We start from the raw sequence: 15,411 nt of genomic DNA, 5'->3' as shown, positions 1-15,411 counted from the left end.
TTTTTCGGTGTTTTTCCGACGGGCAATCATCGCGACGACACCGGGATTCGCACCGTGTGAATCCCCGGGTACTGCCCCGAAGGAGAAAAGACATGGCTACCGGCACCGTGAAGTGGTTCAACTCGGAAAAGGGCTTCGGCTTCATCGAGCAGGACGGCGGCGGCCCCGACGTCTTCGCCCACTACTCGAACATCGCGTCTTCCGGTTTCCGGGAGCTGCTCGAGGGCCAGAAGGTCACCTTCGACGTCACGCAGGGCCAGAAGGGCCTGCAGGCGGAGAACATCCTCCCCGCCTGACGTCGTCCGACGTTCCGAAGCACGCGCCGAGGCCGGCGCCCCCACCCTCAGGGTGCGGGCGCCGGCTCGTCGCCGTTCTCCGGGGAATCGACCGGCCGCGGATTCCCCGCGGTGTCCGCCCGGTCATTTCCCGCTGCCGCCCGCCCGTCATGCGGCGGCGCGGCGGACGGATTTCCCACGGACATCACCCCTCCGCTCGCCCCCGCAATTCAGCCGGTGAATTCCCGGCGTGAACCGCGGGACGCGCGGCCTGTCGAGGAAGGCACCCATGAACCGCTCGGACCGCACGAACGACACCCGTCGGCCCGTTCCGTCGAAGGGGGAGTTCGCGCTTCCCGTCACCGTCACGCCCGGACTTCCGGCGGCCGAGACCTTCGACGCCATGGAGCTGCCCGCCGCGGTACGGACGACGCTGGCCGACCTCGGCGTGATCACCCCCTTCCCCATCCAGGCCACCACCCTGCCGAACGCCCTCGCGGGCSGCGACGTCCTGGGCCGCGCCCGCACCGGTTCGGGCAAGACCCTCGCCTTCGGCCTGGCGCTCCTGACCCGCACCGCCGGCCGCCGCGCCGACGCCAGGAAGCCGCTGGCGCTCGTCCTCGTCCCCACCCGTGAGCTGGCCCAGCAGGTCACCGACGCGCTCACCCCGTACGCCCGCGCGCTCGGGCTGCGGCTGGCGACCGTCGTCGGCGGCATGTCGATCGGCCGGCAGTCCGCCGCGCTGCGCGCCGGTGCCGAGGTCCTGATCGCCACCCCGGGCCGGCTGACGGACCTCGTCGAACGCCGGGACTGCCGACTCGACCAGGTGGACGCCGTCGTGCTCGACGAGGCCGACCAGATGGCCGACATGGGCTTCATGCCCCAGGTCACCGCGCTCCTCGACCAGGTCCGCCCGGGCGGCCAGCGCCTGCTGTTCTCCGCGACCCTGGACCGGAACGTCGACCACCTGGTGCGCGAGTACCTCGACGACCCGGTGGTCCACTCCGTCGACCCGTCCGCCGGCGCCGTCAGCACCATGGAGCACCATGTGCTCCACGTCCACGGCGCCGACAAGTTCGCCACCGCCACGGAGATCGCCGCCCGCGACGGGCGGGTGATCATGTTCCTGGACACCAAGCACGCCGTCGACCGCTTCACCCGACACCTGCTCGGCAGCGGCGTCCGGGCCGCCGCCCTGCACGGCGGGAAGTCCCAGCCGCAGCGCACCCACACCCTGGACCGCTTCAAGCGCGGCGAGATCACGGTGCTGGTCGCCACGAACGTCGCCGCCCGCGGCCTCCACATCGACGACCTCGACCTGGTCGTGAACGTCGACCCGCCCGCCGACCACAAGGACTACCTGCACCGCGGCGGCCGGACGGCCCGGGCGGGGGAGGCCGGCAGCGTCGTCACCCTGGTCCTGCCCGACCAGCGCCGGGACATGGCCCGCGTCATGACGGACGCCGGGATCCGCCCGCAGATCACCCAGGTCCGCTCGGGCGAGGCCGAACTCACCCGCATCACCGGCGCCCAGGCCCCCTCGGGCGTCCCGGTCGACGGCAGCGCCCCGGCCGCGAAGGAACGCCCCCAGCGCGGCGGCGCCGCCTTCCGCGGCATCGGCACGACCCCCGGCCGGCCGGGCCGCGCCAAGAACGAGTCCCGCCGCGCCGCCGAGGCCCGCCGCACGGCCGAGGCCCGCCAGGCCGCCCGCATCCGCCGCGGCGGCTGACTTCCGGTCCGGCCGGGGGCCGGAGCGGGGCCCGACGACCGCGCCCTGCGGCGAGCAGCCGTGAGCGGCGTCCGCCGAGGGGCCGAAGGGCCCCGGCCCCGGGCGGGGTACGGTCGTCGGCATGCCGCATGACCTTCCTGCCTGCCGCTGCGTGATCTGCCACGACTACGGCGACCGCGACGAGGCCGATCACACGGACCTGCGAACGATCGAGCAGGTCAGGGACCACGGCTGGAGTGTCGTGATGGTGCCGGCCGACGCCGAGGGCCCCGGTTTCGCCTACACGATCGGGCTGTGGCACACGCACCGGGTGCCGGAGCTGGCCGTGTTCGGACTGGACATCGGGACGATGCGGGTGCTGTTGAACACCCTCGGCCGCCAGGCCGCGGCCGGGACGGTCCTGGAGCCCGGGCGGGAGTACGAGGAGGTCGTCGAGGGGCGGCCCGTCGCCCTGCGGACGGCCGATCTCCGCTGGTACCGCGAGTTCTTCGGAGGGGCCATCGCCTTCCACCGGCGCCCTCCGTTCCCGGTGCTGCAGGTGGTGTGGCCCGACGCCGAGGGACGGTTCCTCTGGCAGGTGGGGACCGCCGAGTCGTACGGGCGGTCCCAGCCGCGGCTGTGGCTGAGGCCGGCCGAGCATCCCGAGGGAGTCTGGTCCGCGCTCGTCACCGGTTGACGCCCGGGCGCCCCCCGGTACGGCCGCGGCGGGTCCCGGTCGTCTCCCGCTCAGTCGCAGCGGTAGCGGAAGCTGCCCGTGGTCGTGGAGCCCGCGGGCGAGGTGATCACCAGGGTGGCCGTCGCCTGGTGGGAGCCCGGCCCGTGGAACGTCCACAGCAGGTGCAGCCGCGCCTCCCGCTGACCTCGGGTCAGCACCTCGCGCAGCGGGCCGGAAGTCGTCCCGTCGCTGCGTTCCCAGCGGTAGCTGATCGTGCCCGGGCGCCCGTCGGTCGCCACGACCGCCACGACGTCCGCGGTCGCGTCGCAACCGAGCGTCTCCCGTGGGGCGGTGACCGTCACCCGGTGTACGGAGACGGTGGGGCCCAGGCGCTGCCAGCCCAGGTAGCCGAGCACCGCGAGCAGGACGACCGCGGCGAGCGCGTACCGGCTCAGGGCTCGCGGCCTGCGCCGCGGTGGGGGAGGGGCGGCGCCTCCGGCGCCCGGCAGGGTGCCGTGCCAGATCATCTCGGCCGTGGTCGACGTACCGCCCCCGCGCCGGAGCGCCGCGGCGGTCACGCCCGGTCCGAAGCGGAGCACCTCGCCCTCGACGCGGTCCGGCGCGACCTCCTCCGCCGGGCGCTCGAACCAGTGGCTGCCCAGGACCGTCGCGCTGTACTCCTCGACGCCCGCCTCCGGGCCGGACGCGGGCCCGCTCGCCGGTCCCGCGGCCGAACCCGGCGCGGGACCCTCGGCGGGACCGTCGGCCGGGTCGGACGCCGACCGGCGGACCGTTTCATCGGAGTCGTAGGGGACCCGGGGATCGTTCATCGGATCGTGCACCGCCTGATCAGGATCTGCTGGGTGGAACCGCCGTTCGCCGCTACGGGGTTCGTCGTGGCGCGCACCCCCCAGTAGCAGCCGCCGCCCTGGAAGGCGTGCGTCAGCGTGAGGGCGTAGCTGGTCGCCCCGCTGCGCCGGTAGGTCGCGGAGCCGTCCGGCGCGCCGAGCTCGCCCTTGGCGTCGCCGGTGTACCAGGCGACGGTCACCGTCACCGGGCCGGTGCCGTCGGTGGTGACGTCGAACGTCGCCTCGGCGGTGCTCGTGCCGGTCTGGCGCAGGCCCGTCACCGCGACCGAGCGGACCCCGGCCGGCCGGGGGCTCGGACTCGACGAGGTGGGTTCCGCGGTCGGAACCGTCGGTGCGGTCGCGGTCGGCGTGCCCGGTGCGGTGGTGGTCGGCGCGTCCGTCGGGGTGTCCGTGGGCGCGTCCGTGGGAGTCGGCGCCCCGGTGTCCGCGGTGCCGGAGGCGCTCGGGTCGGCGCCCGGAGCCGTCGGACTCTCCGACGGGGTGGCGGTCCCGGGTGCCCCGGCCGTCGGGCCGGTGCCGGCCGGTGTCGCGACCGGAACCGCCGTGGTGACGGCCGTGGCCCGGTCCGTGGTGTCGCCCCGGGCCTCGTCGCCGGCGCGCGCGGTGAGGGCGATCAGGAGGCCGAGGACCAGGGCGGCCGCGGCCGCCGGCAGCCCCCGCAGGGTCCACCGGCCGAGGCGCCGGGGGACGTCGTGGAAGCGGGTCGTGGCGAACGCCGTCGTGCCGGCCGCCACCCCTCCGCCGGACGGCAGGAGCAGCGGCAGCAGGGCGACGAGCGCGGCCAGTTTCCGCTGCCCTCGCTCCTCCCAGTCCGGTCCGTACGCGGCCGCGGCCGCCGACTCCAGTTCGGTGACGAACTCCGCGGCGTCCCCCGGCCGTTCCTCCGGCTGCTTGGCGAGGCCGCGCCGGATCAGCGGGCGCAGCGGCTCGGGCGCGGCGTCGTCGGGCACGGGCGCGTCGAGGTGCTGGAGTGCCAGCTCGGCGAAGTTCTCGCCCGAGTACGGCTTGCGCCCGGTGAGGCACTCGAAGAAGGTCGCCGTCGCCGCGTAGACGTCGGCGGCGGGCGAGGCGGGCTCGCCGTTCCACTGCTCCGGCGCCATGTAGGCGGGCGTGCCCGCGACGCCGGGCCGGCTGCCGTGGTCCACGGCGATGCCGAAGTCCACGAGCTTGGAGGAGCCGTCCGGCGCGACCAGCACGTTCTCGGGCTTGTAGTCGCGGTGCACGACGCCCGCCCGGTGCGCGGCCGCCAGGCCCAGCAGGGAGCCCTTCAGGACGACGAGCGCCGCCTCCGGCCCGGTCGAGCCCTCCCGCGCCAGCAGCGCGCGCAGCGCGACGCCGTCGACCAGCTCCATCACGATCGCCGCGCCGCCCGGCGCCTCCACGTACTCGTACAGTCCGACGACGTACGGCGAGTGCAGCGCCCCCAGCAGCCGGGCCTCCGCCCGGAAGTCGCGGACGAAGCGGGAGTCCGACCGCATCCGCTCACTGAGGTACTTCACCGCCACCGGAATGCCGGTCCCGTCGTGGACGGCGAGGACGACACGTCCGCTGCCGCCGGATCCCAGCTCCCGGGACTCGGTGTACCCCGGGACCGTCCATGTGCTCATCCCCGCCCCCTCGGCGTCGCGGGCCGATCGCCCCCTAGGGGGACAGTTTCCGGACATGTGCGGTTCCCGTCCACGGCCGGGAGTACAGCCGCGGGACGCGCGGTCCGCGGCCGGGTCCGGGATCCGGTCCGCCCGGGACCTACCTGTCCGCGCATGGACTTCCCGTACGACTCCATGGACTCTTCGACGACCGCCCCCGCGGCTCACCGCCGTCCCCCTACGGTGAACCCGGCCGTACGGGCGCCCGCACGGCCCGCCGTTCACGTCCTGTACCGCGCCCCCACGTGTCGTCGCCACGCACCGTCCTCCCGCCCCACTGATCTTGGGCTCGCCCGGACCACCGTTCCCCCGGAATCCATCAGAGGTGCTCAGACACATGACCGAACTCAATCGGCGCCGTTTCCTCCAGATCGCCGGCGCCACCGCCGGTTTCGCGGCTCTGAACAGCAGCATCGCCCGTGCCGCCGCGATCCCCGCCGCGCGCGCCACCGGCACTCTCGCCGACGTCGAGCACATCGTCGTGCTGATGCAGGAGAACCGTTCCTTCGATCACTACTTCGGCACCCTGCGCGGTGTCCGCGGCTTCGGCGACCCCCGCCCCGTCACGCTCCCCAGCGGCAAGCCCGTCTGGTACCAGGCCGACGGCGGCAAGGAGGTGCTGCCCTACCACCCGGCGGCCGCGGACCTCGGCATGCAGTTCATCGCGGGGCTGAACCACGACTGGGCCGGCGGCCACAAGGCCTTCAACAACGGCCGGTACGACCAGTGGATACCCGCCAAGTCCGCGGGCACCATGGCGTACCTGGACCGCGGCGACATCCCGTTCCACTACGCGCTGGCCGACGCGTTCACCGTGTGCGACGCCTACCACTGCTCCTTCATCGGGGCGACCGACCCCAATCGCTACTACCTGTGGACCGGCCACACGGGCAACGATCGGACGGGCGGCGGCCCCGTCCTCGGCAACGACGAGGCGGGCTACGGCTGGACGACGTACCCCGAACGCCTGGAGCAGGCCGGGATCTCGTGGAAGGTCTACCAGGACGTCGGCGACGGGCTGGACGCCGCCGGGTCCTGGGGCTGGATCGAGGACGCCTACCGCGGCAACTACGGCGACAACTCGCTGCTGTACTTCGACAACTACCGCAACGCCCAGCCCGGCGACCCCCTGTACGACAAGGCCCGCACGGGCACGAACGCCAGGAACGGCGACGGGCTCTTCGACGTCCTGCGCGCCGACGTCGCCGCGGGCACCCTGCCCCAGGTGTCCTGGATCGCCGCCCCGGAGGCCTTCTCCGAGCACCCCAACTGGCCCGCCAACTACGGCGCCTGGTACATCGCCCAGGTCCTCGACGCGCTGACCTCCGACCCCGAGGTGTGGAGCAGGACCGCCCTGTTCATCACCTACGACGAGAACGACGGCTACTTCGACCACGTCGTCCCGCCCTACCCGCCGGCCTCGGCCGCCCAGGGGCTGTCCACCGTCGACACCTCCCTGGACCACTTCCCCGGCGACGCCCGCTACGCCGCCGGACCGTACGGACTCGGCCAGCGGGTCCCGATGCTCGTCGTCTCCCCCTGGAGCAGGGGCGGTTACGTCTGCTCCGAGGTCTTCGACCACACCTCGGTCATCCGCTTCATGGAGCGCCGCTTCGGTGTGGCCGAACCGCACATCTCGCCCTGGCGCAGGGCGATCTGCGGCGACCTGACCTCGGCCTTCGACTTCGGGCTCGAGGACACCGCCCCGGTGGCGCTGCCCGACACGGCGGGCTACCGGCCGCCGGACGGCGACCGGCACCCCAGCTACGTCCCGAAGCCGCCGGCCAAGCCGGCCCTGCCGGTGCAGGAGCGCGGCACGCGGCCCACCCGGGCGCTGCCCTATGACCTGGTCGTCGACGGCTCGGCCACCCCCGCCACCGGCCGCTACACCCTCACGTTCGGCGCCGGCGCCAGGGCGGGGGCGTTCTTCCACGTCACGGCGCCGGTCCGCACGGACGGGCCGTGGACCTACACGGCCGGCCCCGGCAGGACCGTCTCGGACACCTGGAACTCCGCGTACTCCAAGGGCGTCTACGACCTGACGGTGACCGGCCCCGGCGGATTCCTGCGCACCTTCCGGGGCCCGGGCACGACCGCCGGCCCGGAGGTGACGGCGCGGCACGACGCGGTCAGCGGCAACCTGGTGCTCACCCTGACCAACCCGGGCGCCGTCGACGTCAACCTGACCGTCACCCGCGCCGCCGCGTACGGCGGCGGGTCGCAGACCTTCAAGGTGGCGAAGGGCGCCACGGTCCGGCACACCGTCGACCTGCGCGCCGGCGGTCGCTGGTACGACGTGTCGGTGGTCTCCGACCGCGCCGCCACCTTCCTGCGCCGCTTCGCGGGCCACGTGGAGAACGGCGCGGCGGGCGTCAGCGACCCCGGCATCGCCACCGGCTGAGCGGGGCCGTCCCCGGGGAGTGTCCCGACGGTCGCGCCGGTCACCGGAAGCCCGGCGTGATCGGCGTGGTCGGCGGGACACCTCCCGGGCGCGGGTGCGGGGAGCGGAGGGCCCGAGGCTGGTGCGAGGAGTGGGCCCGGACGCCGGGCCGGACGGTGGAGGCGGTCAGACGGTGACGACCTTCACCCCGGCGTCCGTGAGCTGCCGCACCGCCTCCGCGGGGATCGCCGTGTCCGTCACCAGGACGTCCACCCGGTCGAGCCCGCAGATCCGGGCGAAGGCGCGCCGCCCCATCTTCGAGGCGTCGGCGACCACGACGACCCGGCTCGCCCGCTCGGCGAAGAGCCGGCTGATGCCCGCCTCGTCCTCGTGGTGCGCCATGATGCCGAGCCCCGGGTCGATGCCGTCGACGCCGAGGACGACGACGTCGAGCACCACCTCGCCCAGCACCCCGGCGGCGAGCGGGCCGACCAGCTCGTACGTCTGGGGCCGGGCCACACCACCCGACACCACGAGCTTGATCTGGGGGCGCACGGCGAGTTCGGCGGCGATGTTCAGCGCGTTGGTGACCACGGTCAGGGCGGGGGCGGTGGGTGCGCCGGGGGAGGCCTCGGGCCGCCCCGCGCCGAAGCCCAGCGCGAGGGCGCGCGCCACCTCGGTCGTCGTGGTGCCGCCGTTGAGACCCACCACCTCGCCCTCGTGGACGAGTTCGGCCACCGCGGCGGCGATCCGCTGCTTCTCGGAGGCGTGCCGGGATGACTTGTAGCGCAGCGGAAGTTCGTAGGAGACGCCCTGGGGGACGGCGCCGCCACGGGTGCGGACGAGCAGCCGCTGCTCGGCGAGCTCGTCGAGGTCCCGGCGGATCGTGGCCGGCGACACGCCGAGGGTCGCCGCCGCGTCCTCGACCTCCAGCCGGCCGGTGGCCGCGAGCAGTTCGAGGAGCGTGTTCCACCGCTCGTGCTTCGACATCGGGATTCCTTCCGGGCGGTGCACCGCACGCCGTGCGGGATCGCGAGTCTAGCGCCGCACGCGCACGGAACGAGCACCGTGCGAGCACCGGGGGCGCCAACCGAACGCGCAGGGTCCGAGCAGTTCCGGAGCACCCCGCGAGCAGGGCCAGGGTACGGGCGCGGGCACCGGACGCGTGCGGTCGCCGGGTTCGCGACGCTGGACCGCGGGCCCTGGCTGATGGATACTGCGCATCACCATGATGCTCGGAAGTGCTTGAAAGTCTGCTGTTTCACGCACAAGCAAGCATGACTCACTCTGTGAAGGAGCCGCACGTGCCCACCACGGGTCCCTCCCGCACCGCCGTCGAGATCGCGTCCCAGCCCGCCTGCTGGCGCGAGGCCGCCGACACCCTTCCCCGTCACCGCGCCGCTCTTCCCGTGCGCGGCGAGCGTGTCGCCGTGGTCGGCTGCGGCACCTCCTGGTTCGTCGCCCAGGCCTACGCCCAGCTGCGGGAGAGCGGCGGGCACGGCGAGACCGACGCCTTCGCGGCCTCCGAGTTCCCCCTGGGGCGGGGCTACGACCGGATCCTGGCCATCACGCGCTCGGGCACCACGACCGAGGTCCTCGACCTGCTCGCCAAGGTCCGGGGCACCGCCGTCACCGGCGCCCTCACCGCCGACCCGGCCACCCCCGTCATGACGGCCGCCGACGCCGTCGCGGTACTGGACTTCGCCGACGAGGAGTCGGTGGTGCAGACCCGGTTCGCCACCACCGCGCTCGCCCTGCTCCGCGCGCACCTGGAGGCCGAGGACGCGCTCCCGGCCGGCGTCCGCACCGTCGCGCGGGCGGCCGAGGACGCCGAACGCGCCGTCGCCGAACCCCTGGCCGACGCGGTCACGGACGCCGAGCAGTTCACCTTCCTGGGGACCGGCTGGACCTACGGCCTGGCGCTGGAGGCCGGGTTGAAGATGCGGGAGGCCGCCGGGMCCTGGACCGAGGCGTACCCGGCGATGGAGTACCGGCACGGGCCGATCAGCATCACCGGACCCGGCCGGGTGGCCTGGGTGTTCGGGCCCGTGCCCGCCGGTCTCGCCGAGGACGTCGCCCGCGTCGGCGGCACGCTCGTCGCCGATTCGGGCGCGGGGACGGTATCCGGCTCCGGAGGGGGCGGCCGTGCCCCGTTCGCGTCCCCCGCCCTCGATCCGCTCGCCGACCTCGTCCGGGCCCAGCGGCTCGCCGTCCTGCTCGCCGAGGCCCAGGGGCAGGACCCGGACCGGCCCCGCAACCTCACCCGGTCCGTGGTGCTCTCCGTGTCCGCCGGAGAGGACGCCTGATGCCGCTCGTCCCCACCGGCGAGATCGTCCTCCGGGCCCGCGAGGCCGGGATCGGCGCCGGCGCCTTCAACGTCGTCCAGATCGAGCACGCGCAGGCCATCGTCGCCGGCGCCGAGGCGGCCGGCCGCTCGGTGATCCTTCAGATCAGCGAGAACACCGCCCGCTACCACGGCTCCCTGGAACCGATCGCGCTCGCCACCCTCGCCACGGCACGCCGTGCGAGCGTCCCGGTCGCCGTCCACCTCGACCACGCGGAGTCGCCCGAGCTCGTCCGCGAGGCGGTCCGACTCGGCTTCGGCTCCGTCATGTTCGACGCATCGAAGCTCCCGTATGAGGAGAACGTCGCGGCCACCCGCGAGACGACCGCGTACTGCCACGGCCACGACGTCTGGGTGGAGGCCGAACTGGGCGAGGTGGGCGGAAAGGACGGTGCGCACGCCCCCGGTGTGCGCACCGATCCCGGCGAGGCGCGGGAGTTCGTGGCCGCCACCGCCGTCGACGCCCTCGCCGTGGCGGTGGGCAGCTCGCACGCGATGCTCACCCGGGACGCGGTCCTCGACTTCGCCCTCGTCTCACGCCTGCGGGACACCGTGCCGGTGCCCCTCGTCCTGCACGGCTCGTCCGGCGTCGGGGACGTGGACCTCAGCTGGGCGGTCAACGCCGGGATGACGAAGGTGAACGTCTCGACGCACCTCAACAAGGCGTTCACCCGGGCCGTACGGGACCACCTGGCGGAACACGCCGGCACCGTCGACCCCCGCCGCTACCTCGGCCCGGCGCGTACGGCCGTCGCGGACGCCGTCACTCACCTGCTCGGGATACTGGCGGCGGAGGCGCCGCTCATTCGCACGTGACGCGGTCGCGCGGGGTGTAGTGCGTGTGGAAGGTCTCCCGCCCGACCTCCGCCCCGCCCTTGTGGAACACCCGGTCCACGGAGACGTCGAAGCCCTCCAGCGGTGTCTGCGGCTCGCACTTCTCGCCCGTGCCCTTGCGTTCCGCCGGCTTCGTGAGCTTGGTGTGGGGGCCTTCGACGGCCTCCACCCGGTCGTACTTCTTGGTGCCGAGGAAGCTGACGGTCACCGAGTGGTCGGTGGCGCGGGCCGAGATGTAGATGCCGTGCCCGGAGTCGTTGCGGAACTTCAGGTCGAGCGAACCCCAGGCGACCGTCGCCTCGCGGCCCGCCGGGTACCGCTCGATGTAGAAGGAGTGCGCACCGTGCTCGACGGGCTTGACCCCGGCGAAGAAGAGCGCGTTGAAGGTCGTGGTGGCGACCGCGGAGACCCCGCCGCCGGGCGCGGAGTGGTACTGGCCGTCGAGGATCATCGTGCCGTCCACGAAGCCGTTCGCCTTGGTGCGTTCGCCGACGGTCTTGTTGAAGCTCCAGACCTCGCCGGGCTTCACGACCGAGCCGTTGATGAGCTCCACCGCCCGACCGATGTTGGTCGTCCGGTAGGGCGCGGTCGGGAACTCGACCGTGAAGCTGGACATCTGCTCCTTGATCCCGAGCTCCGCCACGGACTTCCGGGTGAGCTCCGGCTGGATCAGCCGGGTGGCGACGGGCGCGGTGCGCGCGGTGTCGCCGGTCTTCGTCAGCAGAGGGCGGACGGCGTCGCCCAGTGCCGCGGCGGTCACCTCGTGTCCCGCGCGGCCGTCGGACTCCACCACCACGCGGCCGCCCTGTACGCCGAGCTTCGCCTCGACCGGGCCGGTGGCGAGCGCGTCGAGCGGACGTGCCACGTCCGGGTCGCGCCGGAGCCCCTCCGCGTCGAGCGACGCGGAGAGCCGGCCGTGCTCGTCCGCCTTCACCTTCAGGTGGTCGGAGAGCGTCGCGGGGGAGATCCGCAGCGGTGTGCCGTCGACGGTCAGGGTCACCGGACCCGACATCGCCGGAGTGCCGAACTCCGTCATGAAGCGGGCGACCTCGGCCTCGCCGACCGTGGGACGGGACACCGCCGTCGGCAGTGCCACCGGGCTCCGGCCGGTCGAGGGGTAGGCGCTCCGCAGCGCGTCCACGGCCCGGGCGGTGTCCAGCTTCTGCCCGGTGCGCGCCTCGGCCACCACGGCCTTGCCGGCCTTGAAGGAGACGGCGCCTTCGGCCTTCTCGCGGTCGTACGTCCGGGAGGCGGCCGTCAGCCCCTCCGCGGCGCGTCCCTGGTCGAAGGCGACGACCGGCTCGACGACCCGCTCACGTGAGGAGAAGAGGCGGCCGATCACCGTCACCGGGTCGCGCGAGGGGTCGGCGGCCCGCTCGGCGGTCTTCGCCGTGTCGACCCGCAGGCCGACGGTTCCGGGGGCGACCGCTCCGGCGCTCTCGCCGACCCGTATCGGTATGGCGCGCGTCCAGGAGTCGGGGGCGGAGGCGTCCAGCCTGGACTGCGCCTCGGCGCGGCTCATCCCCCCGATGTCCACGCCGGCCACCGTCGTTCCCTGGGATATCTCGTCCCCCGCGGCCACGAGTCCGGCGACGTACAGACCGCCGCCGGCGGCGACGGCGGCCCCGGCGACCATGACGGCGATCCGTGTGCGGCTGCGCCGTCCCGAGGGGTGCGAGGGGGTCGTGTCGACGTCGTTGAAGGGGCGGCGCACACGGCCTCCGTTTGCGTTCGAGGATCGGGACGGGCGGGACATACCCGGACGAGAATACGCCCAGTGGAGTGAGATCTGTCGGAAATGTGAGTGTCATCCCATCCCGCTGCCCGACCGTCCCGTCGGTGGTCCACTGGCCCCGCCGCCCCTGCGGGCCCAGGCTGGAGGCATGATTTTCATCGCCGTACGCTTCACCGCCCGCCCCGAGGTCGCCGACTCCTGGCTCGACCTCGTGGCCGACTTCACCCGGGCCACCCGCGCGGAGCCGGGGAACCTCTTCTTCGACTGGTCGCGCAGCGTGGAGGACCCGCACGTGTACGTCCTCCTGGAGGCCTTCGCCGACGCCGAGGCGGGCGCCGCCCACGTCGGCTCCGACCACTTCGCGGCGGGCCTCGACGCCATGGCGGGCGCGATCGCCGCGACGCCCGAGATCATCAATGTCGAGGTGCCTCAGCAGGGGTGGGGCGCCATGGCCGAACTCGCGCCGCGGGGCAACCCCTGACCAGGGCTCCCGGCGCCCGCGCCGGGTCGGGACGGCCCGGCGGCGAGAAGATCGTGGGAGCGCTCCCATAGGGATAGGGTCGGCGGCACACCGGAACGTGAGGGGAGACGGCAGATGGTGGTGAGCGGGCGACAGACCGGCAGGCCGACCCTGGAGGAGGTCGCGGCCAGGGCCGGGGTGGGCCGGGGCACGGTCTCGCGGGTGATCAACGGCTCGCCCCGGGTGAGCGAGCAGGCCAGGACGGCCGTCGAGCGGGCCGTCGCCGAGCTCGGGTACGTGCCCAACCGGGCGGCGCGGGCCCTCGCCGGCAGCCGTACCGACGCGGTCGCCCTGGTGATCCCCGAGACCGAGGCCCGACTCTTCACCGAGCCGTACTTCCTCGACATCATCCGCGGCGTGAGCGTCGAACTCGCCGATGCCGACAAGCAGTTGCTGCTCACGTTGATCCGTGACGACAAGGAGCGGCAGCGCTTCGAGCACTATCTCGCGGCCCAGCGCGTCGACGGCGTGCTGCTGGTGTCCGTGCACCGCGAGGACCCGTTGCCCGACCAGGTGCGGATGCTGGGGCTGCCCGCCGTGCTCAACGGACGCCGGTCCGAGGAGGAGCCGGTGGCGTTCGTCGACTCCGACAACGTCGGCGCCGGCCGCTCCGCCGTCGCCCACCTGGCCGGCCGGGGCCGGAGCCGCATCGCGACCATCACCGGTCCGCTGGACATGTACGTGGCCCGCTGCCGTCTCGACGGCTACCGGGCCGGTCTGACGGAGGCGGGTCTGGCGCCGGACGAGTCGCTGGTGGCGACGGGCGACTTCACCGAGGAGGGCGGCCGGCTGGCGATGCGGGACCTGCTGGAGCGGAGCCCGGACCTGGACGCCGTGTTCGCCGCCTCGGACGTGATGGCGGCCGGTGCGCGGTCGGTGCTGCGGGAGGCCGGGCGCCGGGTCCCCGAGGACGTGGCTCTGGTCGGGGTGGACGACTCGGCCGTCGCCCGGCACATGGACCCGCCGCTGACGAGCGTGCGCCAGCCGATCGAGGAGATGGGCCGCACCATGGCGCGCCTGCTGCTGCAGGAGATCGCGCAGGAGTCCGCCGAGCAGCCCCGCCGCGTGCTGCCGACGGAGCTGGTGGTCCGCGCCTCGTCCMGACCACAGCGGGACGGGAGGGTCCGGACGAGGCGCGGGGCCGGGGCAGGGCCGGAGCGAGGTCGCACCGGCCCGATCGGGCGTCCGGGGTGGGGATCCACCCGACGCCCCGACCGGTCCTGGGGGTGTCCTGCCGGGCTCCCGGCGTGCCGGCCCGATCGGCGGGACCTCCCTGAGGGGGGTACGGGTCAGCGCACCGCGAGCAGGTGCTCCAGGGCCAGCTGGTCCAGGCGCTCGAAGGCGAGGGACCGCTCGGCCGCCGCCGTCGCGTCGAAGTCCTCGTACGCGGACCGGTCCGCGAGGAGGGCGGCGAGCCCGTCGGCCGCCGTGGGGACCGCGAGCTCGGGCAGCCGGGAGGCCGCCAGTGCCTGCCGGACCTCGGCGTCGGCGCGGAAGGCGGCCGCGCGGTCCTTGAGGATCAGGTAGTTGCGCATGCAGTTCTTCGCGGACTCCCAGACGCCGTCGAACCCGTCGGTCCGCACCGGCTTGAAGTCGAAGTGCCGCGGACCCTCGTATCCGGCCGACTCCAGCAGGTCGACCAGCCAGAACGCCTGCCGCAGGTCCCCGGCCCCGAAGCGGAAGTCCTGGTCGTACTTGATCCCGGACTGGCCGTTGAGGTCGATGTGGAACAGCTTGCCCGCCCACAGCGCCTGCGCGATGCCGTGCGGGAAGTTGAGGCCGGCCATCTGCTCGTGGCCGGTCTCCGGGTTCACGCCGACCAGCTCCGGGCGCTCCAGGCGTTCGATGAAGGCGAGGGCGTGTCCGATCGTCGGCAGGAGGATGTCGCCGCGCGGCTCGTTCGGCTTGGGCTCGATCGCGAAGCGCAGGTCGTAGCCCTGCTCGGTGACGTACTGGCCGAGCAGGTCGAAGGCCTCCTTCATCCGGTCGAGGGCGACCCGGACGTCCTTCGCCGCGCCGGACTCGGCACCCTCGCGGCCGCCCCATGCGACGTAGGTGGTGGCGCCCAGTTCGACGGCCAGGTCGATGTTGCGGATCGTCTTGCGCAGCGCGAAGCGGCGCACCTCGCGGTCGTTGGCCGTGAAGCCGCCGTCCTTGAAGACGGGGTGCGTGAACAGGTTGGTCGTGGCCATCGGCACCTTCAGGCCGGTGCGCTCCAGCGCGGCGCGGAAGCGCTTGACCGCCGTCTCGCGCTCGGCCTCGGAGGCCCCGAAGGGGATCAGGTCGTCGTCGTGGAACGTCACGCCGTACGCGCCGAGGCCGGCCAGGCGCTCCACCGACTCGACGGGGTCGAGGGCCGGGCGGGTGGCGTCGCCGAAGGGGTCGCGGCCCTGCCAGCCGACGGTCCACAGTCCGAAGGTGAAC

12 protein-coding genes and 1 pseudogene are annotated in these 15,411 nt (G+C 73.9%); 8 read left to right on the top strand and 5 right to left on the bottom strand.

Annotated features, from left to right (window positions below; translation table 11 throughout):
• The first annotated feature begins 92 nt into the window (after positions 1 to 92).
• From EAO71_RS26035 to EAO71_RS26025, 3 genes are all read left to right on the top strand, one after another.
• Positions 93 to 296 carry a cold-shock protein gene (locus tag EAO71_RS26035; protein WP_147980257.1) on the top strand — a complete coding sequence of 68 codons (204 nt, stop codon included), beginning with the start codon at positions 93 to 95 and terminating at the stop codon, positions 294 to 296.
• 268 nt (positions 297 to 564) lie between these two features.
• Positions 565 to 2,004: a DEAD/DEAH box helicase gene (locus EAO71_RS26030; RefSeq protein WP_147980256.1), complete on the top strand. Its 1,440-nt coding sequence runs from the start codon at positions 565 to 567 to the stop codon at positions 2,002 to 2,004.
• 121 nt (positions 2,005 to 2,125) lie between these two features.
• Positions 2,126 to 2,680 (top strand): DUF4262 domain-containing protein, encoded by a 555-nt coding sequence (locus EAO71_RS26025; protein WP_147980255.1) that lies wholly within the window; start codon positions 2,126 to 2,128, stop codon positions 2,678 to 2,680.
• Between the two features lie 50 nt (positions 2,681 to 2,730).
• Here the strand turns inward: EAO71_RS26025 and EAO71_RS26020 are convergent, their stop codons facing one another.
• Both EAO71_RS26020 and EAO71_RS26015 read right to left on the bottom strand, forming a co-directional pair.
• Positions 2,731 to 3,489: a hypothetical protein gene (locus EAO71_RS26020; RefSeq protein ID WP_187282829.1), complete on the bottom strand. Its 759-nt coding sequence runs from the start codon at positions 3,487 to 3,489 to the stop codon at positions 2,731 to 2,733.
• Positions 3,486 to 5,135: a serine/threonine-protein kinase gene (locus EAO71_RS26015; protein WP_147980254.1), complete on the bottom strand. Its 1,650-nt coding sequence runs from the start codon at positions 5,133 to 5,135 to the stop codon at positions 3,486 to 3,488. Before EAO71_RS26015 ends, EAO71_RS26020 begins: the two co-directional genes overlap by 4 nt.
• 376 nt (positions 5,136 to 5,511) lie before the next feature.
• On the opposite strand from EAO71_RS26015, the gene EAO71_RS26010 reads away from it, so the two are divergent.
• Positions 5,512 to 7,575, top strand: a complete 2,064-nt coding sequence (locus EAO71_RS26010; RefSeq protein ID WP_147980253.1) for a phosphocholine-specific phospholipase C — start codon at positions 5,512 to 5,514, stop codon at positions 7,573 to 7,575.
• Between the two features lie 165 nt (positions 7,576 to 7,740).
• On the opposite strand, the gene EAO71_RS26005 is transcribed toward EAO71_RS26010, so the two are convergent.
• Positions 7,741 to 8,544, bottom strand: coding sequence for a DeoR/GlpR family DNA-binding transcription regulator (locus EAO71_RS26005; RefSeq protein WP_147980252.1), 804 nt, complete (start codon positions 8,542 to 8,544; stop codon positions 7,741 to 7,743).
• 314 nt (positions 8,545 to 8,858) lie between these two features.
• Between EAO71_RS26005 and EAO71_RS26000 the strand changes: the two genes are divergently transcribed.
• Positions 8,859 to 9,860: an SIS domain-containing protein gene (locus tag EAO71_RS26000; protein ID WP_261992361.1), complete on the top strand. Its 1,002-nt coding sequence runs from the start codon at positions 8,859 to 8,861 to the stop codon at positions 9,858 to 9,860.
• Positions 9,860 to 10,714: a class II fructose-bisphosphate aldolase gene (locus EAO71_RS25995; RefSeq protein ID WP_147980250.1), complete on the top strand. Its 855-nt coding sequence runs from the start codon at positions 9,860 to 9,862 to the stop codon at positions 10,712 to 10,714. The genes EAO71_RS26000 and EAO71_RS25995 overlap by 1 nt, the downstream gene beginning before the upstream one ends.
• Here EAO71_RS25995 and EAO71_RS25990 read toward each other — a convergent pair.
• Positions 10,701 to 12,368: a VanW family protein gene (locus EAO71_RS25990; RefSeq protein ID WP_147980295.1), complete on the bottom strand. Its 1,668-nt coding sequence runs from the start codon at positions 12,366 to 12,368 to the stop codon at positions 10,701 to 10,703. The genes EAO71_RS25995 and EAO71_RS25990 overlap by 14 nt on opposite strands.
• Positions 12,369 to 12,615: 247 nt before the next feature.
• On the opposite strand from EAO71_RS25990, the gene EAO71_RS25985 reads away from it, so the two are divergent.
• The gene (locus EAO71_RS25985; protein ID WP_147980249.1) at positions 12,616 to 12,948 is read left to right on the top strand and encodes a putative quinol monooxygenase; all 333 of its coding nucleotides are present in this window, start codon (positions 12,616 to 12,618) and stop codon (positions 12,946 to 12,948) included.
• Positions 12,949 to 13,062: 114 nt separating this feature from the next.
• Positions 13,063 to 14,088, top strand: a pseudogene (locus tag EAO71_RS25980) (LacI family DNA-binding transcriptional regulator); the annotation flags it as partial.
• Positions 14,089 to 14,276: 188 nt separating this feature from the next.
• Here the strand turns inward: EAO71_RS25980 and xylA are convergent.
• Positions 14,277 to 15,411 (bottom strand): xylose isomerase (gene xylA, locus EAO71_RS25975; protein WP_147980294.1); only part of this gene is annotated, 1,135 nt, incomplete at its 5' end.

It is taken from the genome of Streptomyces sp. MS191 (genome assembly GCF_008042125.1).
Taxonomy (GTDB): domain Bacteria; phylum Actinomycetota; class Actinomycetes; order Streptomycetales; family Streptomycetaceae; genus Streptomyces.
Note: the sequence above shows the minus strand (reverse complement) of the source record. Positions and strands in the feature narration are given on the sequence as shown.